The organism is Paenibacillus sp. FSL R5-192 (assembly GCF_000517845.1).
GTDB lineage: Bacteria > Bacillota > Bacilli > Paenibacillales > Paenibacillaceae > Paenibacillus > Paenibacillus amylolyticus.
This window is the reverse complement of sequence record NZ_ASPR01000012.1, coordinates 1-20,316: the sequence shown is the minus strand read 5'-3', so window position 1 is coordinate 20,316 and position 20,316 is coordinate 1. Positions and strand designations below refer to the sequence as shown.

Sequence of the window (20,316 nt, the reverse complement as noted above, 5' to 3'; positions counted from 1 at the left end):
TTAATTCTATACAGATAAAATGGAGGAACAATTGTGATTAGAGCAAATACCGATGCCGAATGGCTACCCCTATATGAAGCACTTGCCAGTGAAGTCCGTCTACAGATCATCCGCCTTGTTGCAGAGACCCCGATGAATGTGAAAGACCTTGCTGCTTCACTGGGTCTGAGTAGTGCCATCGTGACCATGCATGTCCGCAAACTTCAGGATGTGGGCATTATTCAGTCCAAAATGATACGCAAAGACGGCGGCACACATAAAATGAACAGCCTTGCTGTAGACTGGATTGGCATCTCCATGCCCCAAGAAAGCGGGGCAGCCCGCAAGCTCCATGAGGTTTCCGTCCCTGTGGGACACTACACCCACTTTGACGTCTATCCGACATGTGGTCTGGCTACGTCCAATCATGTTATCGGACAGTATGATGACCCTCGTTATTTTCTCGACCCCGAGCGGATGCATGCGCATATTCTGTGGTTTGGCCGTGGATTTGTGGAGTACAAAATTCCAAACTATATCTTATCCGGACAGCAGATCAATGCCATTGAACTGGCCCTCGAGATCGGATCAGAAGCCCCTTCGGTGAATCCGAATTGGCCCTCGGATATTACATTCATGCTGAATGGCATCCGATTAGGGGAATGGACAAGCCCTGGAGATTCAGGCAACGGACGTGGCATGTTCACCCCGGAATGGTGGAGTGACAGTGTCAATCAGTACGGCATGCTCAAGGTACTGCGAATTACCAATGAGGGTACGTTTATTGATGGACAACATCTATCCGACATTACACTCGCAGATATCCCGGTCGAACGCAACCAATGGACTCTTCGTCTTTCGGTGGAGGAAGATGCTCAGCATGTAGGCGGGCTTACCTTATATGGTGAGGGATTCGGCAACTACAATCATGATATCCTGTTCCGACTGTACTATCACGATTGAGTTCTTCAAAATAATAAATAACTACCAAAACACCTCCCACTCGCCTGTCAAAGGCAGAATGGGAGGTGTTTTGTATGCATATGAACATGCGTAGATTATTTAAGAAAGTTCTTGTTCTAACTTACAGCGCACTGCCACCAAACAGGAAGCGATACTCCCAGTGTTTGCCGGAGATATCACTAGTTGTTACACCACCGCCAGCGTTGGAATACGTATGTAATACCTTGCCGTTGCCCAGGTAAATCCCTGTGTGCGTAATGGTTGCGCTAGATTTATTCACGCCCGAATACGATGATGCAGAGCTGCCTTTATACGACATGAAATACATCAGATCGCCGCGTTTCAGGTTTTTCCAGTTCGTCTGAACTGTACCCTTGGCTTTTACATAGTCTCCCTGTTTGCGGGAATCCGCTGGAAGCTTGATGCCCAGTGCATCAATGAAGGCCTGGCGTACAAAGCTGGAACAGTCAAAAGTAGCTGTGCTGTTACGACTGGCTCCGAACTCATAAGGTGTTCCCAAATATTTCATTCCCGCTGCAATCACTTTTTCTACAGATGCATTGCCGGTCACCGATGTACCACTATTCGAACCCGATCCGCTTGTGCCGCCACTAATCGCTTGTGTGTATTTGGATGAAGAAGATATGTAGCCTGTCCGGTTAGCAGAATCCTTAATCTTATACCAATCCGAACCGGATTGCTGAAGCACCGTTACCGTTTCCCCTTTAGCGACCAAGCGAACAATCTTCGCAGAAGAAGAAGGTGTTGTGCGTAGGTTTACGCCCCAAATTACTTTTACTTGTGAATTGTTAACAGCAGCTGCCGATACCTGTGCCGTTAGTGCTCCTGTCGTCAGACTTCCCATCAGCATCGTTGCTGTGACACTTGCCGTAATAATCGTTTTTTTCCAGTTCATGATGTCGAGTTCCCCCTGATGTTACAGAATTTTAACCTGGCTTGGTTCTCCCGGGCTTGCCCCATTGTAAACGGGCTCTCCATAACGTTCATCAGTCAAAAGTCCTGTATTGATATAGGCGAACTTGAGCACTAAGTATCAGGGTGCGTCCATAATCTACTGGAAAAATTCACTGCTGATCCCTTCTTTTTGAAAGGTTAAATTATTGTAACTATTTGATATGCTTCATTTTACCGCGATAAAAGAGTTAGGTCGTTTCTCATTCAGGCTATATGCCATATGACCTAGATTTTAATGTTTAAAATCGCAAATATGGTAAACATTACTATGATTCATTTGCCGATTACCGTTCCCCGAATTCACATTTTTGCCTCCAGACTCAATACGGATCGATTTATCAGCAGTGTCCGTTTGATTATTTTGTATTTCATTTTTGCACTCCATAAAAAAAAGAAAAGCCAGGGATTCCTCCCCGGCTAATGAGTAACATCACTCTACAATCGGTCGATCAACTCATTTAAGGTTCAATTCCCCATACCTTGGCGCCATCCTGATAAGCTGTCACTTTTGTCCAGGCACTGAAGGCCGATTGGGTGGAATCAAAGGAATAATCATTCGTTTGATCAAAATTCGTCCAGTTGTTTTTCGAGAAACGTCCCTGGATGATTCCGGTTTCGGCACCCGCGGCCAAACTGCCGGCACCCGCTTTGAATTCAATCTCCAGATACGTATCTGCTGTGCCCTTGGCCGGATCTATTGAAACAAAATGCCCTTCCACGTTACCACTGCCAATCTGTGCATAATCACACCAGAAGCTCAGATCAGCGGCACTATCCTTGGTGAAATAATACCGGACCTTCACTTTGCTCAAGTTCACAGCAGTTGTACCAGTATTCTTCACATTAAATTGTGGAGTAATCGCATTGACCGAAGCCCCTGAACTACCATTACGGTATTGTACTTCAAGCGTTCCCGTTGTAACTGGAGGTGCCAATGGAGTCAACACCAATACATTCGAATTCGTCTGACCACTCGTATTAATAGCTACGACTCTATAATTATAAGCCGTACCATTCACCGCTGTAGCGTCGGTATACGTCAGTGCGGTCAAACCTGTTGCCAGATCAGCATATGCCCCGCTGCCTACCGAACGTTGTACCTTATAACTCGCTGCTCCAGTTGATGCAGTCCATGTCAGTACCGCCTGGGCATTGCCAGCCGTTCCAGTAAGGTTGAATACGCCTGGCACAACGGTACCTGCGAGTGGTGTTGCAGATGCCTGTGTCGACGGTGCAGACTCACCTACGGCATTCACCGCAGTGATGACATAATAATACGTTGTGCCGTTGGTCAAGCCTGTATCCGTGAATGTCGATCCTGTGACCCCTGTCGCTACAGACGTATAAGGACCACCATTCACTTCTGCACGTTTCACGGTATACGAGGCTGCACCAGCGGCTGCGTTCCAATTCAGAACCACTTGCTCACTTCCTCCAGTTGCTGTTACACCAGCAGGAGCAGCGGGTACTTCCACTTCCGGACTATCGGAATCGCCGAGGAGACGATCATACTCGCCGTACGCTGTAGCCATATCCACTTGTGACCAGAAGCGGTGATACGTAAAGGTAGGTGCACCGTTTTCCCACTGCTTCGTGGTCGGGTTATACGACGTTTTGTACAGATTATCCAGGTAAGCCCATGCCGGATCTTGCTTGATGGCCGGACGCAGATCGGAGTATCCAATGTATACGCCATTGCCACCTTTCGCCGGATCTGAAGGTACACCTGCTGTACCTGGAATCGTATTGCCTTGACCAAAGGTTCCAGACCAGTTCGCCGGGATGTAGATCTCTTTGGCAAAGAAGCGGAAGTAGTCTTTACGTTCTTCTTCCGTAACAATACCCACACCATCATTGTAATCCCAAGCTGTATCCAACAGAGCCTCAGCCAGATCCTTGGCTTCTTGGCCTTCCGCACTAAGTGTGCCGTTCTCTGCCTGAGTTCCCGCTGCGAAGAAGGTCAGAGCTTTAACGTAACTTCCCAGAACCCCTGTATCCTGCACTGGATCTTTGGTCGTTACACGGAAGTTCGGATTTTCCGTAAACGAACTGAATCCATTCCATTTGTCCGGTTGACCCTGCCATTCCTGACCACCCGGAATCCAGAACTCTCCCGGCGCCGGCGTTGTTGCTACCTGAACATTAGTTCCTCCCAAAATGCGCTGTCCAGCCGAATTCAGATAATACCCTTGCGCATCCGTCACCGGACGCTCACCTACAAATACATAATCCTTACTCCAGTCGATCCACTTCGTGATTACCTTCTTGGCCATCTGGAAGTTCTCAGAGGTCAAATCCCCGCTCTCCGCAAGAATATAGTACATCTCGGCTACACGCTCCAGCGGCCATGCCTGGAATCCAAACCAGGTGTTGGAATCCGGATCACGATATACAGGTGCCTCCTGATAAGCCATGTCATAGAATGTACTTACGCCTGCCGGATAGGCTTTATATGAACCATCCAGACTGTTCGTTGCTCCCCCGCCGATGGCTCCTTCATGGGATTGTAGCCAAGTGTAGAATTCCAACTGACGTTTCAACGTCGCATTCCAATCTGCCTTCGCTGTAGCTGATTCCGGAATCAAGCCGCCAGCCGGGTCAGACAAGGCATACGCTGCAACCGGGTTTTGATAAGCCTGATGGGTATGGCTCGCTCCAATGCGCCAAGCCCAATCCCCACCTTGACCCAAGCCACCTCCCCAAGACGTATACCAAGCCATGAGATACATGTTGGAATCCTTGCCTGTACCCGGAGTTGGTGTACCGCTCTTTGCACTTCCAATTTTCTGGAAGTATTTATCATACATGCCGTAGCGCAGATAGTCCCCCATCTTCTTCGCTTTATCCAGATATTCCGGATTGTTGTATCCCATCTCCTTCGCCCAATACAGCACCTGCACAGCACGCGCATCGGCATCCGTGGCGTTAGTGTAACGCCATTGCGCTGACGGTACCTGAGTTTCCTTTGTGAACAAGCTCATGAAGCCTTCGTTTGCCTTACCAAAAGATTTATCATCCTGAGATGGATGCGGTATGGCTTCCCACACAGACTCCTGCTCCCCACGCTGGAACGTGTTCACATAGGTAGCCGTATGTGATGGATTCAACAGGTTTCCATATCCATACCAGTCATCCACATCGACCAGCCAGTGCATGAGATAAGTCTGATTGTTACCATAGGTCGCCTTAAGTTCAGCATCAATCGGGTCTTTACCCGCTGCATATTGACCATTAAGTGGCGATGGATATTGATCAGGAAAAGGTTTTTCCGCTGCATACGTAGCAGGGCTGTTCGGATTGTACGAGCTCATCGTAGGCTGCTCTTCCTTGCCGTCACCTTCGTTGACCGGGATAATGTATTTCTCCATACTGTCCCAAGCTGCTTCCAATTGGGACCAATCTCCCGTGTAGTGACCGTACATGGTTTCCAACCACAGCCAGTAACTGTATGCCTCGGACGTCGTCATATGACCATAATCCGGGGCCTCACTCAACAGGGTCTCAATGGAATGATACGGTAGACCCTCTGGCGAAAAATATCCGTTCGCCGGATCTTTCAACTGATCATATAATTGCAAAAACCGAACTTCATTAATGCTGTCTGCCTGAATCTCGATGGCCTGATCTGCGGCATGTGCTGTTTGCGGCCCTGCCCAGAGTCCGGTGTATCCGGTCAACATGACGGTTCCCGCCAGCATGGCTGTTAAACTTTTTTTCGCAGCTGATTTCAACATTAATATATACCTCCCTGGAATAATGGAAATTGAATATAAGTGCTGTTGGTCTGCCCATGCTGCTATTCGGCCAATGATCTTGAGCTAGTTACGGTTCCAAGCCCCATACTTTGGTGTTTCCCTGATACCCGGTTACCTTGTTCCATGCGGCAAAAGCCGTCTTGGAAACATCATGGGAATAATCATTACTCAGATCGAAATTGCTCCAGTTATTTTTGGAAAAGCGTGCCTGAATCACGCCGGTCTCCGCACCAGCGGCCAAACTGCCTGCTCCCGACTTGAAGCTAATCTCCAGATACGTATCTGCGGTACCCTTCGCCGGATTCACTGTGACAAATGTCCCTTCAACATTGGCCGTGCCCATCTCGGCATAATCACACCAGAAGGTCATTTGATCCGCACCATCCTTGGTGAAATAATATCGGATCTTCACGGTACTAAGATCAATCGCCTGTGTTCCGGTATTCTTCACGTTGAACTGCGGTGTCACCGCATTACTTGAATTCCCGGACCCTCCGCTGCGGTACTGCACTTCGAGTGTACCGGTCGTCACCGGAGGTGCAGAAGGCGTCAGTGCCAGGACATTGGACAGTGTCTGTCCGTTCGCATTCACGGCTGCAATCCGGTAATTGTACGTGGTGCCATTCAGCGCTGTTGTATCGGTGTAAGTCAACACGGACAATCCGGTTGCCACATCTGCATATGTCCCGCCTGCCACCGAACGTTGTACCTTATAGCTAGACGCGCCCGAGGCTGCTGTCCAAGTCAGGACTGACTGTGCATTACCAGCTGTCCCACTTAAAGTCAGTGCTCCCGGCACCGTCGAAGCTGCTTGCGGGGTAGCCGACACCTGTACAGAACCCGATGATTCCCCTGCTGAATTCACAGCAGTCACTACATAATAATAAGTCGTCCCGTTGATCAGTCCCGTGTTTGTGTAGGTCAATCCATTAACACCCGTCGCAACAGTTGTATATGGTCCTCCACTCACCTCGGAACGCTTCACCGTATACGATTCGGCCCCGGATACAGCGGCCCAAGTCAGGTTAACATGACTGCTTCCCGCTACAGCCTGCACGCCAGCAGGTGCGCCTGGAACCGTGACTGGTGTAACACCAGGCTCCTGTCCATACACCTTCACCCCTGCATCATAGACTGGAAGGTATATACTCTTCACAGGAGTTCCTGTGGTCAGTGTCTGGAACGAATGGTCATTGCTGGCATTCCATGCACCCTGTGGGCCTGTAATGCGGAACTGTACTTCTTTACGATAATTTCCTTCCCCACCTGGATAGATCTTGGTATTACCGAAGTTTGCCGTAATGGCATAGATATGCTGGGCTGCATTCACCACAACTGGTTGGGATACCGTCGCCCCCTCCGTATAGGAGGCTGTCACTTGCACGTCCGATACCGTACGTCCGGCAGCATACACTTCACTCAAATCCAGGAAATACTTAAAGGACAGTTGATCTCCCATTCGGGCAGGCCAAGCGGAACGATTATTAAGCTGTGCTCTGATTTCCGTATAATTGGCACCTGATGATTTGATCGCAGCCTCCACATAGAACTCATCTCCCTTCACCTCAGGTGCAGGGAAGTTCGCCAGGGGCTGATGATTCTGACCAAATAGCAAATTCATCTTTGCCAGTGCGCCGGTAAAACCAGCATTGTAATCGGTTGCGACCTCATTACTCACATAATCCCCGATATCATCGGTATATCCATCCGATGCATCTGGTCCACCGACCATGGCACCATACAGAATGTGGCGATGGTTAGCCGGGATATCTTCGTTATTCAGCCATGAACCGTGAGCAGTCCGATGATGCGGATGTTGAGGTGCATTTTGCCCATATCCGACCACATAACTGCTCTGACGCGGATTTTCGCCCAGAATATAATTCATCTGTGAGACAGCAAAATCCTGATATCTTGACTTTTTCACAGGATCACTGACCCAGTCGGAGTATACAAAAGAAATAAAGGATGCATTCGCTGCATATCGGAGCGATCCCCACTGATCCAGCCACGCCAGACCTCCTGGCGTATACTTGACTCGTGTCCCATTGACTCCAACCGTCCAATAATCCAGATTGCGCTCAGTCGACTGAATAAATCTTGTCGCCTCTGGCATGTTCAAACTGGACGTAATACGGGCAAGCAGAATCTGGGCACCATAATGTTTACTGTCCCAACCTTGTGTCCAGGTATAGGGCCAATTGGCTGAGCCTCCGCTAGAAGACCACCGGTCCGTAGCTGCAATGGCTTTGGACAAGTAAGCGCTATCATTAGTAGCTAAATAAAGCCATGCTCCACCCCATGCCAACTCGTCTTCGTATCCTGTCCACGAATTATAAAACGCTGCAGCATCAGTGATACAATCGGTGTATTCCCCCCGATATGTATCTGCGAAGTTGTACAGCTCTTTCGCATGTTGAAGCAGTCTGGCCGAATATACCGGATCATCATCTGCAAATACAATCGATGACGCTGCCAGCGCTGCAGCCGTTTCTGCCGCCAGATCACTGCCCGGGCATGAAGCATCTATCTTGAACGAAGGACGGTTCATCTGCATGACTTCTGCAGGACCCCACCAAGCATGGTCGGTATTACCTGCCCCCACTTGTCCCCATAATTCATTTGGTTTCGTATGCGCTTTCATGAAGTAGTCGGTCGCCCATCGGATATTATCCTTGATCTCCTCCAGTTGTCCGGCCTGTTCATATCCGTCGCTGTATTCCACGACAGACCAGGCGAGCATCGTTGCGGAAGCAGCCATCGGAAATCCAAACTTCACGTGATCTCCGGCATCATACCATCCTCCGGTCAGATCAACGCCTACATCAGCTCCATCCTGCATGCCCGAATTACCACGCCATTCGACCCGATTACTCGCTGGCAACGGACCCGAGCGCTGTGCCTCATAGAAGTAAATGGCCTTTTGCAGTGCTTCAGCATAGTTCTGATTTCCGGCGGCCGCATCCGCCTTACGAATTCCTGTGCCCATCGATAAACTCCCTGCCAGTAATCCTGCCGATAACGCGATCATAGCGACTCGTCTCCACCAGCTCCCCTTCATGTTCAACTATTCATCTCCTCTTCATCAATATTCCGTATGCATTACTCTGGACTGCAAGTTTATATCGCTCCTCCCCATGGTGTATTTCAGTGTAAGTTCCACCATTAATTACCATTATAGCCGTTTGTTTCACCAGCTATATAAGCGTTGGTGACTTCTGAAATAACATTGTTGTGACCTGCTCTGCGTCATGTGACAAAAAAAGCTGTTTCTCTAACGCATATGCGCGTTAGAGAAACAGCTTCTCGCCCTTGTTATCATCAACAGTACAAATCGAATGGCATTCTGACCATCCTGTCAGTATGTTTCTGTACACCTTAGGTATCAGAACATCTCATTGGTTACACTTTGAACTTGTTAATCTGCTCCTGCAGTTCTTCAGCCATTTTGGATAATGAACCTGCGGATGATGCAATCTCTTCCATCGAAGCCAGTTGCTGCTGAGTTGCGGCAGATACATTATGAACCCCGCCCGCTGCCTCTCCAGCAATGTTGGAGATTTGACTTACATATCCTACAACCTCAGTTGTACTCGCCGACATTTCCTCTGAACCTGCAGATACTTCCTGGATTTCACCCGCTACTTTGTTGACCACATCCGAGATCTGCTCGAAGGCTTGTCCTGCCGCAGTAACCATCTCGATTCCTGCTTCTGTCTCACTGCTGTTCACTTTCACTGCCTGAACAGCATGATCCGTATCTTTCTGAATCAATTGAACGAGGTCCGTAATTCGTTGCGCAGATGTAGAAGATTCCTCAGCCAACTTACGCACTTCTCCCGCAACTACGGCGAAACCACGTCCGTGCTCTCCTGCTCGTGCGGCTTCAATGGCTGCATTCAGTGCAAGCAGATTGGTCTGCCGGGCAATGTTGTTGATTACCTCGGTAATGGTTCCAATCTCTGCTGAACGTTCCCCCAGCCCTGTAACCAATTCAGTCAGCGAAGCAATGGAATTTCGAACAGAACCCATCTGTTCAACCGCTTGCTGAATAATCATATTTCCTTCGGAAGATTGATTCGCCGCATCTACAGCAGATACGGATACACTCTGAGCAAGCTCGGCAATCTGCTCTGATCCGAGAGCCATCTCATTCATCGCCTGTGAAGAGCGTTTCACAATATCAACTTGATCTGACGTGCCCACGGCCAGTTCCTCAACCGTTTCGGAAATCTGTTCCGAGGCTTGAGTATTTTGCTCTGCACTTGCAAGAAGCTCCTCCGATGAAGCAGCTACCTGTTCGGAAGTCATCGACACCGATTCAATCATGGAGCGCAGATTACCACTCATGGTATTGAAGGAAGCCGCGAGCGTTCCCAATTCGTCTTTGTTCTTGAGCACAATCGTCTCACCCGTCAGATCACCATTGGCAATAGCCAAGGCCGCTTCATTCATCTTTTTGATTGGACGTGAAATAATGCTTGCAATGAAGAATGCAATGAATATCGCGACCAGGAATGCAAAAATTGTCACTGCCAAAATCACATTAAATGTATTCTCAGCCAACTCGACAGAATCACCCGTTGCGGCTTGCGATCCTTCATTGCCTAAAGTGATTAACTTGGTGATAGAGTCGTTTGCTGTGTACCACATTGGATAGGCTTCAGTGTGCAGTCTACTTGCTTCTTCATAGTTATTTGCAATACCGAATTCTATGAATGCAGGCATTTTCTCCAGATACGCATCATAATTCGTACTGAAATCATTGTAGAGCTTCATCGATTCATCATTGCTCTCAATGTATGTAAGCAACTGTTTACGCTCATCCTCAATCTTGGTGAGGAGCAACTTTAACGCTTCATTCACCTTGACATTTTCTTCTTCGTCTTGTTCAACGATAATTGCCAGCGCCAACCGCTCTACATCCGAAACATCGCCATTCATCAAGCCAAGGAGGCTTACACTCGGCATCCAGGTCTGATCCACATCATTAGCTTTGTTTGACATTTGATGGATCTGAATTAACGCATAAACGCTTACAAAAACCAGCAGAGCCACGACGATAAGAAAACCTGTCAGTAACTTGCCTCGAATCGTTAACTTCAATATCCCCAACTTATTCCCCCGCGTGTCTTCCATGTGTCCCACTCCTCAAAATAATACATATTTATAATATATCGTCACCTATCGTCATGAATTGTAGATGTTAGGATTCAATTTCTATAAATTTCATGTAACTTCGAAAATAACACAAAAAAAGTCTCCCATCTTTGGCAGAACCAGAGATAAGAGACTTCTTTCAATAAACTAAACTACCAAAACTTCACTAGACATTGCTTTCAGAAGCTAACGAAAAACACGTCGGTGTATGTTAATGAAGAAGTCGGGAATCGACTTGGTATAATTGCGTGTTGTAATCAGAACCACACTAAGCAGACTTCCTAGAATGAATCCTCCCAGAATATCTCCTGGATAATGCACACCAACATATACACGCGACACCCCTGTCAACACAGCGAGTAACAACATCCATAACCCGAAGCGACGTCCAATAAAGAATGAAGCAGCCGCTAGAGCAAATACAAAGGAAGCATGTTTACTTGGAAAAGAAGGATCAGGTACATGGGCAACCAGCTGATGCACAGTCCCTTCTACAAAAGGTCTTGGATGACCGACCGCTGGTGATATCCCCCATTTGGCCAGAACTAGCGCTACAATGGAAGCCACACAGGCATAAAAAACAATTCGTTGTTTCGATGGATCGCCGAGAAACCATACGATAACGAGCAGTGCGATCATGACCCAAACCGCATACTCGGATGATGTGATCATAAACCAGTCCAGAAACGGTATTTGGTCTGCAAACTGATTAATCCAATTAAATAGTGATTGATTCATAACTGGCTTTTAATACCCCCATTACACAAAACAAGATTATTTTTTACATAATAAATATACACTAACTATTTGTCAAACATTCCTCACATTGACCGAAGTTACGAAATCAAAGAGGACTTTTTGCTTTCTTTTTGTTAAACTAGTTTGGGTTACATATCAGTTCAATCATAGAAAGGTGAAGATTATGCTTAAAAAATGGTTATGGGGTACAGCCCTGACCCTGGCACTTGCGATTACAGGTGTCGTTGTATATTACGGATATTCGATTGTTCATTTTGCCAATAGCATCTCCACGGCTTCCGGGACTTCATCCACCTCGTCCTCTTCCGGCACAGACAACGATTCAGACACACCAACAACAACGATTCCCAGATGGGAGGGCCAGGAACGGGTGAACATTCTGCTCCTTGGTGGAGACTCAAGAGGCGATGATTCAGGACGCTCAGACTCGGTCATGGTCGCTTCCATTGATCCGGTCACCAAGAAAGCCCATCTATTCTCCGTACTGCGTGATACCTATGTTGCAATTCCCGGGCATGGCAAAAGCCGACTTAATGCAGCCTTTTCCTACGGGGGTGCGGAGCTGACCAAACAAACCGTAAGTGATCTGCTCGGTATTCCCATTCAGCATTATGTCTACACAGACTTTACAGGTTTCATGGCACTCGTTGATGCGGTAGGTGGCATTGAAATCGACGTGGAGAAAGACATGTATTACACCAGTAAAGCAGATAAACATATGTACGACATTGACTTAAAAAAAGGATTGCAGCATATGGACGGCAAGACCGCCCTGCAATATGTTCGGTTCCGGCATGATGCCACCTCGGATTTTACCCGTACCGAACGGCAGCGGATCTTCATGACCGAGCTGGCCAAGAAAATGCAAAGCACTACGTCACTCTTCAAAATCCCAGATATCCTGGAAGCCATCGCTCCCTATATCGAGACAGATCTTAGTCCAACCCAGATGTTAAAACTCGCATCACTTGGCTTCGATATCCATGTGAACGATATCGATCAGCAGCAGATTCCACCCAACAAACTACTCACCAATGAACTGGTCGGCTCAGCTCAGGTGCTGGGTGTTGATGTGACCAAACTCCAGTCCTACATTCAGAAACTGTTTGAAGAAGATGCCGAGTCCTCAGAGACTCCATCAGCAGAGGGACAGAACTAAAACAAGCATGAGATATATCAACAAAAAAGACGGCCATAGCCGTCTTTTTTAGTACCTATTTTCAACATTTAATGCAGCCTTAATGTTTAACGGGTACCCTTATATGATGAACTCCGGTTCCTGGAGGGAGGATTACAATGTGAAAAAACCGCGAATAACGGAATGGACCGAACTGCGGGGCATTGCCTTTCTGGCAATCGTCATGCAGCATAGTATCGCTGAGTATATCTATCGCGCTGATATTGAACAACCGGATTCCATTATGCTGACCATGATTTATCATCTGACCCGATTTGGTACGCCAACGTTTGTATTTCTATCGGGTGTAATGTTGTTTTACCATCATCGTAACACCAAACCGGAATATCCTCGCTTCATTCGAAAGCGATTTGGCGATATCTATATGCCGTTTGTCGTATGGACACTGATCTACTGGCTTTCTGTCCGTATCTTCACCCCCGCGTTCTGGCTTGCAGGCATACCAGATTTTCGCAGTCTGATTCGTGAACTGTTTATACCACAGACGGGATATCATCTCTGGTTTGTCATTATGGTGTTTCAGTTCTATATTCTGTTCCCCCTGTTCTGGACAGGAGCAAAAGCCATTCAGAGACGTATCCAGAACACCTCACGCTTCACACCCATGCAAGTCATTATCGGACTAATTCTCTTTGCAGCAGCACTATATGCCCTGCTTATGCAATGGTCCTACTATAATATGGGGGGCTGGACAGAATCCATGTCTGAGCCTTGGTCAACGTTGCTGCAATATCGCTCCTATTCATGGGTGATGTACTGGTTCTACTTTTTACTGGGTGCCGTATGTGCCTGGTCAGTGGATAGCTGGAGGAGTTGGACCACGAAGATCCTGCCATGGACGATCTGTCTGTTTATAGGGATGTATATATGGCTTGGTTACGATGTGCTGCGTGGGTCCGGGGATGTTGTGAATCTGAATATCTCCACCTATCTGAAACCAACCACATTCCTGATCATTATGGCTCAGATGTTTATGATGTATGGTTTCCTTGTACTGATGCGGGGCAAAGATACATGGTTTCAGCGCCTCTTAGCCTGGATTGGCCGCTATTCATTTGGTGGATATCTGGTTCATGCACTGGTGATCTACGCGATCGCTTATGTAACCAGACCGCTTCATCTCAGTGGATGGCATCTGCCTGTAACGTTGCTATCGTTCCTTGTAACCGTTGGTATTGCTCTTGCAATCAGTTGGGCGCTATCCAAGCTTCCTGGCTCACGTTTCACCGTAGGGTTAATGCGCAAACCACGTTCTATACCTAATTCATCAGCTGCTGTGGACAAAAGAAATTCATCTGAGCGAACTCCGTCACCTGGCCCAACTCGCAGTCCGGGAACGAGTGAGCCGTTTTGAAATAAAGAAGAGCGTCCCCTTATGGAGACGCTCTTCTTTATTTTACTTCGCTCGAAGTTGATCGTCCAGGAACAGGTTCCTGGGGACCTGGGGCTGGATGCACGCTGCCCTTTTGATTCACAAATCTCTTCAGATCACCCGTTAATTGTTCCTTCAACTTGTCCACCAGCTGCGTTTCACTAATGCCTTTTGCCTGAGCAATCTCAGCCAGGGATTTCCCTCCCTGAAGCTGCTCGTGCAGTTGAGCAGGCGTGACTCCAATAAACCGGGCAATTTCGCCCTTATCTACTATGGAACGTTTGCCATGGTGGGCAAATTCACGCCGCAAATCACGCAGCGGGGTATTAATGACCTTTTTCAACTTTGTATCCATGTCTGCCTTCGTGGCTGCAGCTTGTTCCTTGGTGAGACAACCTTCTTCCACAGCTTGATCCAAACGCTGTGCCAGTGTAGGCTTCAACTTCTGCAATAACTGCTCCTCACTAAGTCCCTTACGCTCTTTCGCAATCTGGGACAAAGTTTTGCCAAGTTCCATCTGTTCTTTCAGATCCCGAAGTCCAATCCCAAGCAAGTCTGCCGTCTCACCAATCATGAACAGACCATGTCCTGCCTGCATGCATGGCTTCGCTGGTTTGCCGGAGGAAGAAGCTTTTGACGCATCGTCATGTTGCTCAGCACGAACGGCTGGATCAGCAAATGCCACATGTCCTGTTGCTGCTGTTATAACTACGGCTGCCAATCCGGCTGCCATCCATGTTTTCCATTTCAAATTCATTTTTCTGCCGCCTTTCCGATGTCGAAATCCTGTGCCTTCCTAGTTTGAGCCTAAAATCCACTTTTTTATGCCATAAAATACAAAAAGTCATCATTTTTCTCACAATTGATCACAAAAAATCCTATTTTTTTCAGTTTATTTCCGCTATACTAAGTGTAACTTCATGATCTAGTCGAACAGTCCTTAGTCACCTTATCGCAGGAAGGACGATATGTAATAATGCGGAAAGATTGGTTAGATCCGTTTAGATCCGATCTGGAGGTTGTGTTTGCTTCAGCGGAGCAACTCGTACGGGAATATCCCGAACCTTTGTCAGGACATGCATTAGAGCAGCTTCGTTCGGTTAATCCGCTGTTACGAGATTCGGGACACAGCTACATCGGGTACATCACTCCACTTTGGATGCAACACTCAGATAAACTACCCCCAGAGAAAGCACACCAATTAAGTACAGCCTGTCTCATCCATATGTTATATTTTCTGAATCAGGACGACGTGATGGATGAACAACCGGAGAATGCCACATTGAAGTTATCTCTTGGTAATCTATATTACATGGATGCACTTCAATCTTACTCGGTATTATTCAATCCTTCCTCCACGTTCTGGGTCTATTTCAGACAATATGTAGTGGATTGGGCCGTGAGTGTTACGGGTGAGCATTCCATTGATTATTTCCAACAGAATCCCTTGTTGATTGCGCAAAAGGCTGCCCCTCTCCTCATTGGAGCTACTGGTGCACTGCTTCTGCTGAATCAGTCCGACCGGATCATCCCGGTGTGTTCTGCCATCAACATCACACTCATGACACTCCAGATGACCGATGACTTCACAGACACGCAACAAGATGCTGTGCATGGAAACTACAACAGCTACCTCTCCCACATATCCGCAGCACTGAATCACAACTATCCAGTTCATCCTTTAAGCGAACGTATACATGACAATGTATACAATACACAACTCATGAACTCTTACGTAGACATTGCTTATCACTATAATCGTACACTAACATCGTCTAACTTAGGAATATCGCATCTTGAGGCGTTTAATTCTTATTTATGCAACACTTTAGTACAAGCTGTTCAGGACATTACACAACGGAAGAAACAGCTCCTCCAAGGTGGGTTTCATCACTGGATTAGCGAGCAACAGTTGGGATTCTGAGCATAAGGACTAAGCTGATTTAGTTTAATTTTAAATATGAAGGGAATGTTGACGATGATGGTATCAGAGAAAACGTTGCATGAGGATATTATTGAAAAGGCTTGGACTGACGAGCACTTCAGACAACAATTGCACTCCAATCCGAAGCAGGCGCTTCGTGAAGCGTTCGGCATCGTAATTCCGGAGCACATTCAGGTACGTACTGTTGAGGAGCAGCAGAATGACTATGTGCTTGTCATACCTCCCAATCCTTCCAAAGTAAATTATGATGTGAATTGCGGACCTTGGAGAAGTTAATTCGGGTGAGCTAATCTTGTAGTGTAAGCAATTAGGGGTAGGAACAAAAAAAGCCGCTGTATCCTTCTGTGAGTTCGTCAATCGACGAACTCGACAAAAGATACAACCGCTTCTGTTCCTACCCCTTTGGTGCTTGTAAAGCTGATCTGTCCTTGCATCGCTTCAACAATTCGGAATGTCACCATCATGCCGAGGCCCGTGCCTTTGATTTTATTGGAGAAATAAGGCTCGCCCAACCGGGAGAGTGCTTCCTCGTCCATTCCTTCTCCGTTATCCCTGACATGCACCTTAATCATTCCATCCTGCTTGTACGCCCAGATATCAATCTGGCCTTGTCCCTGCAGAGCTTCAATACTGTTCTTAATAATATTGATAAAAGCCTGCTTGAACTTCGAGGAATTGCCTCGAATATATAGATCTGGCGGAATGTCCGTGGTGATTTTACCACCTTCCAGATTAGCCATCGGTACAAGAATGCCTTCAATATGATTGAACTCATCCGAGATATTGAGCGAGATAATATGGTCAAACTCAGGTTTAGCAAAGGTAAGAAAATCCGTTATGATGCCCGAAGCCCGATCAAGTTCTTCCAGTGCAATTCGCACGTACCCCTTGTTTTTGTTGTCTTCCTGTTCCGTCATAAGTTGCAGGAACCCTCTTGTCACCTGAAGTGGATTACGTACTTCATGGGCAACGGAAGCGGCCAATTCACTAATAATCTCCATCTTTTCTGATCGCTGCAACTCATTGTTGAACAGCTCCAGTTCCTTGGAATACTCTAGAACTTTAGTATGTTTTTCGGCAAAGCGACTTCCGAGAATGGCAATCAACGAGATCACAAATGCAACCATGGACCATTTCCACCATAACAGATGATACGTCCCACTCCGCTGATAATACCACAACAGTTCAGCCACACTGATCAAGGCAAATGTACCAAATCCCGTTGCAAGCAGCATAGCTTCCCGATTTCGTTGCAGCGCTTTGGCGATGGTACCAACCAACAGGATTGTCAGCAGAATGACCAGCACAATGCCAACCACACGCTGTACGAGCAGATTGTAGAGGATCTCCCATTGCCCACCTGAAGTCACATAGATAAATAGAGAGAACACAGCGATAACTGAATATATGAATAGTATTTTTCGCAGTTTGGTGAAGATTCCATGCAGTCCTGGCCCGATTATCTGTTCAAAAAAATAACATAGCGCTGGCATACCCAGCAGCATCGCCAGATCAAAGACTACGGAATACAGGTCACCATATACCTGATAGAACGTATACAAAAATTGCGAGTACGTGATGATCATCGTTCCGATGGAACCCATCACAATGCATAGCGAGATCCATAATCCCTTATGGAATTTGCCAAGGAAGAACGTACAACTCAGCATCGTAATCGCTGTGAACACAAAGGTCGCGCCCAAAATTACATCAATAAGTCCGTTATGAATATATTTCTCCTGTAACGCGGCATAAGGTCCAACCTGAACAGTACCTTGTATCCCCAGACGGCCTTTTTCATTTTGCGACCATACATAGAGCGTGTCACCTGAATTTTCGCTGGATAAGGGCAGCAACACCGCATTATTATCATAATTGTAATGGTAGTTCTCGTAGACCTTGCGGTCTTCCAGATAAACAACAATATGATTGCCTTTAATGTTCTCAAATCGAATGGCTGAACTTTCCTCACTCAACTCAGGGATGGTCAGGCGAGTCCATAAAGAATTCGATCGATCCGTATTGCTATACTCTAACTTATCGCTGCCCTGCTTTTCCCATATTTCGTCTGCTCCCTTAACCTCACTGATGAACCCTTGGTCGTCAACGTTCCCCCATTTTACTTCCCATCCTGTAATGGATACAGGTTGCTGAACCGCTCCTGTAGTTGCAAAGACTATCCCATGTGGCATGCCTAGAATAATCAATACACTCATCCATAAGATGACGATAGCTTTGGGCACATTTTTCATTCACAGCACCTCAAAGTTCTAATTTTCCCTATCTTAGATTCTCTCATTTATCATTCGCCACCGTTTGTCACGTCACCTTCTTGAGATAAAATGAAATTTCACATTTAAGTCGATTTATAGTCTTATTTCCATTTTATTGTTAAAGTTATTCGATTAATCACGCAGGTCTTCGAACTGGTTCACTATCATTTCCCGTTCTTTCTGTTCAACTTGACTGCGAAATTCAAGCCACTGCTCTGTCTCCTCATCATCATAGATGGTCCATATGTCGGAAAAAAGGAAATCCCGTAACTGGACCACTTGCCCGGACCATATACCGCCTACCCAAAACAAACCATCCGGACGACGGATGACGGTACGGGAGAACCCGGGTGTGGACGCCTTTTGCCCGATACGGATGCGTGTGATCATATTACCCAGTGTATACCAGTCCACATGAATCCCTCCCTTACATATTCAAGCTTCATCATAACATAGGCAAAACAGGAAAAGCTGTAAAAACGGTGGCTGCGATTCAATCCTTTGCTCCGGGTGTAATGGTTTCTCAAAGCAAACAAACACGCTAAGGAGATGATTACAATGAATGAGCCCCATCGTACGGTTGAGGTAGAACATAAGGATGTTCAGCATAAATCGGATTCAAGTATGGTCGCTTCCACATTTATTAAATATGCCGCATATATCATTATCTTTTTCGGATTCTTATACTTCTTGGTTAAATATGTATTCCCCAAATTCTAAGGCATTCATATCGTAGTGAACACCCGGAGATAATAACCTGTGCAAGATTACAACACTAGCGCTTTGGGTAACTACGGGGTAAGAAGCATTTGGACAACCGACAATGAAAGGAAGTGTTACTCATGTCTGACAAACCAATTAGTAACGAAGAGAGCGACCGCTATTATGACCGTTATCAGAGGTCCCGCGATATTCCGCCAGAGACGGAAGTCCCGGAAGGCGATATGGATACCTTTGATGAAGTTTCCGGCAGACGGATTGTAACGGAAGATTCGGATCTGGCACCCGTAGCCGCAACCGCTGTGGATGAGCCGGAATTGGATTCACGTTTGGCAGAGACACCGCTGGAATCTGTACCGGATGCAGATCTTCTGCAACCAAACAGTCCGGTTGATCCTGCTGCACCCGATCCGGATGCGCTGCATGGTACCGATCTGCTTAATGGTGCTGGTGCGGATGCCAAACCAGAGAACGACATTCCACCGCGACATTAACAGCTGTTATGACATCCTGAATGAGGAGGTGCATACACGATGAAGGAAGATCGCCAAAAGCATGTGCATGAACCGGATAATCTCGTGACCGAACGGGATATTGACCCGGACTTCGGACTGTTCACTGAGGACTCCTTCCCCGAAGCACTTGAGGATGAGGATCAACGTGATGCGGTCGAACATGCCATTCCCAAAGAGAAGGCTTCTCGTAAGCCCTCTTCGGATGACTAACTATATAGATCCGTAGTAGACTTAAAAAAGATGACGTCTGTAATTTCAGAGGCCACTGAAAAACTTACGATTTTAATTTGTTAAGATTCATTTTAAATCAAAAAGGCTATATTTCGTTCACATTGGAACGGAATATAGCCTTTTCTCTCTATCCTTTTACTTTGAGTCTTCCATGAGTGTAATGATTCGCTTGAGATTAACAGTAAATATGGCATGGCACCTTGCATTTGCATGCCAACAAGACCCGAGGACGATGCAACATCATACCCGTGTCTGTGCTTGAGTTCGCTATTTTTCGCTTCAATTTTATAACGTTCTTTCGATTTTTCTTTGAAACTATCGCTACTTTGAAATGCCTCATGTTCCTTATGTTCGGTCGATTTGATGGTTACAGAATAGGTTTTACTTTTCGCTCCTTCTTTATAGCACCCGTCTTTCATTGGGCATACTTTGCATTTTTCAATGTCAAACATGTAGGTATTCTTTTGGTTA

The 20,316-nt window shown here is 46.7% G+C and carries 16 protein-coding genes and 1 pseudogene; 8 read left to right on the top strand and 9 right to left on the bottom strand.

From position 1 onward, the window contains the following. Positions 1-33: 33 nt before the first annotated feature. Complete coding sequence (locus C161_RS06065) at positions 34-942, top strand: ArsR/SmtB family transcription factor (protein WP_084650062.1); 909 nt, start codon at positions 34-36, stop codon at positions 940-942. Positions 943-1,063: 121 nt separating this feature from the next. Here C161_RS06065 and C161_RS06060 read toward each other — a convergent pair whose 3' ends face one another. From C161_RS06060 to C161_RS06040, 5 genes are all read right to left on the bottom strand, one after another. Then, positions 1,064-1,858: a C40 family peptidase gene (locus C161_RS06060; protein WP_047841902.1), complete on the bottom strand. Its 795-nt coding sequence runs from the start codon at positions 1,856-1,858 to the stop codon at positions 1,064-1,066. Between the two features lie 517 nt (positions 1,859-2,375). Beyond that, the gene (locus C161_RS06055; RefSeq protein WP_051449606.1) at positions 2,376-5,651 is read right to left on the bottom strand and encodes a glycoside hydrolase family 48 protein; all 3,276 of its coding nucleotides are present in this window, start codon (positions 5,649-5,651) and stop codon (positions 2,376-2,378) included. Positions 5,652-5,739: 88 nt separating this feature from the next. Further along, positions 5,740-8,733 (bottom strand): glycoside hydrolase family 9 protein, encoded by a 2,994-nt coding sequence (locus tag C161_RS06050; RefSeq protein WP_036669167.1) that lies wholly within the window; start codon positions 8,731-8,733, stop codon positions 5,740-5,742. Positions 8,734-9,074: 341 nt separating this feature from the next. Beyond that, the gene (locus C161_RS06045) at positions 9,075-10,811 is read right to left on the bottom strand and encodes a methyl-accepting chemotaxis protein (RefSeq protein WP_084650060.1); all 1,737 of its coding nucleotides are present in this window, start codon (positions 10,809-10,811) and stop codon (positions 9,075-9,077) included. A 207-nt stretch (positions 10,812-11,018) separates the two neighbouring features. Next, positions 11,019-11,570, bottom strand: coding sequence for an undecaprenyl-diphosphatase (locus C161_RS06040; protein ID WP_051449605.1), 552 nt, complete (start codon positions 11,568-11,570; stop codon positions 11,019-11,021). Positions 11,571-11,754: 184 nt separating this feature from the next. Here C161_RS06040 and C161_RS06035 point away from each other — a divergent pair, with 184 nt between their 5' ends. Both C161_RS06035 and C161_RS06030 read left to right on the top strand, forming a co-directional pair. Next, the gene (locus tag C161_RS06035) at positions 11,755-12,750 is read left to right on the top strand and encodes an LCP family protein (RefSeq protein ID WP_036668753.1); all 996 of its coding nucleotides are present in this window, start codon (positions 11,755-11,757) and stop codon (positions 12,748-12,750) included. Between the two features lie 139 nt (positions 12,751-12,889). After that, positions 12,890-14,143 carry an acyltransferase gene (locus C161_RS06030; protein WP_036668750.1) on the top strand — a complete coding sequence of 418 codons (1,254 nt, stop codon included), beginning with the start codon at positions 12,890-12,892 and terminating at the stop codon, positions 14,141-14,143. Positions 14,144-14,180: 37 nt separating this feature from the next. On the opposite strand, the gene C161_RS31410 is transcribed toward C161_RS06030, so the two are convergent. Continuing rightward, positions 14,181-14,918 carry a hypothetical protein gene (locus C161_RS31410; protein ID WP_051449604.1) on the bottom strand — a complete coding sequence of 246 codons (738 nt, stop codon included), beginning with the start codon at positions 14,916-14,918 and terminating at the stop codon, positions 14,181-14,183. A 219-nt stretch (positions 14,919-15,137) separates the two neighbouring features. Between C161_RS31410 and C161_RS06020 the strand changes: the two genes are divergently transcribed. Together C161_RS06020 and C161_RS06015 are read left to right on the top strand one after the other, a co-directional pair. Then, on the top strand, positions 15,138-16,085 hold the full coding sequence (locus tag C161_RS06020) for a hypothetical protein (protein ID WP_051447227.1): 948 nt from the start codon (positions 15,138-15,140) through the stop codon (positions 16,083-16,085). A gap of 36 nt (positions 16,086-16,121) precedes the next feature. Then, positions 16,122-16,382: an NHLP leader peptide family RiPP precursor gene (locus C161_RS06015; protein WP_223199858.1), complete on the top strand. Its 261-nt coding sequence runs from the start codon at positions 16,122-16,124 to the stop codon at positions 16,380-16,382. Positions 16,383-16,459: 77 nt separating this feature from the next. Here the strand turns inward: C161_RS06015 and C161_RS06010 are convergent, their stop codons facing one another. Both C161_RS06010 and C161_RS06005 read right to left on the bottom strand, forming a co-directional pair. Then, positions 16,460-18,358, bottom strand: coding sequence for a sensor histidine kinase (locus C161_RS06010; RefSeq protein ID WP_036668747.1), 1,899 nt, complete (start codon positions 18,356-18,358; stop codon positions 16,460-16,462). 153 nt (positions 18,359-18,511) lie between these two features. Next, positions 18,512-18,793 carry a hypothetical protein gene (locus tag C161_RS06005; protein ID WP_036611533.1) on the bottom strand — a complete coding sequence of 94 codons (282 nt, stop codon included), beginning with the start codon at positions 18,791-18,793 and terminating at the stop codon, positions 18,512-18,514. A gap of 144 nt (positions 18,794-18,937) precedes the next feature. On the opposite strand from C161_RS06005, the gene C161_RS32730 reads away from it, so the two are divergent. The 3 genes from C161_RS32730 to C161_RS05995 all read left to right on the top strand — a co-directional run bounded on the left by C161_RS32730 (position 18,938) and on the right by C161_RS05995 (position 19,824). Next, positions 18,938-19,099 (top strand): hypothetical protein, encoded by a 162-nt coding sequence (locus C161_RS32730; protein WP_017690239.1) that lies wholly within the window; start codon positions 18,938-18,940, stop codon positions 19,097-19,099. 122 nt (positions 19,100-19,221) lie between these two features. Further along, the gene (locus C161_RS32275; RefSeq protein ID WP_036611534.1) at positions 19,222-19,593 is read left to right on the top strand and encodes a hypothetical protein; all 372 of its coding nucleotides are present in this window, start codon (positions 19,222-19,224) and stop codon (positions 19,591-19,593) included. Positions 19,594-19,632: 39 nt separating this feature from the next. Further along, a complete protein-coding gene (locus C161_RS05995) occupies positions 19,633-19,824 on the top strand; it encodes a hypothetical protein (RefSeq protein WP_036611535.1) in 192 nt (63 codons plus the stop codon). Positions 19,825-19,980: 156 nt separating this feature from the next. Here C161_RS05995 and C161_RS05990 read toward each other — a convergent pair. Next, positions 19,981-20,316, bottom strand: a pseudogene (locus C161_RS05990) (transposase); the annotation flags it as partial.

Coding starts and splice junctions, on each gene's coding strand:
- C161_RS06060 (WP_047841902.1), bottom strand. CDS start 1,858: ATGAACTGGAAAAAAACGATTATTACGGCAAGTGTCACAGCAACGATG.
- C161_RS06055 (WP_051449606.1), bottom strand. CDS start 5,651: ATGTTGAAATCAGCTGCGAAAAAAAGTTTAACAGCCATGCTGGCGGGA.
- C161_RS06050 (WP_036669167.1), bottom strand. CDS start 8,733: ATGAAGGGGAGCTGGTGGAGACGAGTCGCTATGATCGCGTTATCGGCA.
- C161_RS06045 (WP_084650060.1), bottom strand. CDS start 10,811: ATGGAAGACACGCGGGGGAATAAGTTGGGGATATTGAAGTTAACGATT.
- C161_RS06040 (WP_051449605.1), bottom strand. CDS start 11,570: ATGAATCAATCACTATTTAATTGGATTAATCAGTTTGCAGACCAAATA.
- C161_RS06035 (WP_036668753.1), top strand. CDS start 11,755: ATGCTTAAAAAATGGTTATGGGGTACAGCCCTGACCCTGGCACTTGCG.
- C161_RS31410 (WP_051449604.1), bottom strand. CDS start 14,918: ATGAATTTGAAATGGAAAACATGGATGGCAGCCGGATTGGCAGCCGTA.
- C161_RS06020 (WP_051447227.1), top strand. CDS start 15,138: ATGCGGAAAGATTGGTTAGATCCGTTTAGATCCGATCTGGAGGTTGTG.
- C161_RS06015 (WP_223199858.1), top strand. CDS start 16,122: ATGAAGGGAATGTTGACGATGATGGTATCAGAGAAAACGTTGCATGAG.
- C161_RS06010 (WP_036668747.1), bottom strand. CDS start 18,358: ATGAAAAATGTGCCCAAAGCTATCGTCATCTTATGGATGAGTGTATTG.
- C161_RS32730 (WP_017690239.1), top strand. CDS start 18,938: ATGAATGAGCCCCATCGTACGGTTGAGGTAGAACATAAGGATGTTCAG.
- C161_RS32275 (WP_036611534.1), top strand. CDS start 19,222: ATGTCTGACAAACCAATTAGTAACGAAGAGAGCGACCGCTATTATGAC.
- C161_RS05995 (WP_036611535.1), top strand. CDS start 19,633: ATGAAGGAAGATCGCCAAAAGCATGTGCATGAACCGGATAATCTCGTG.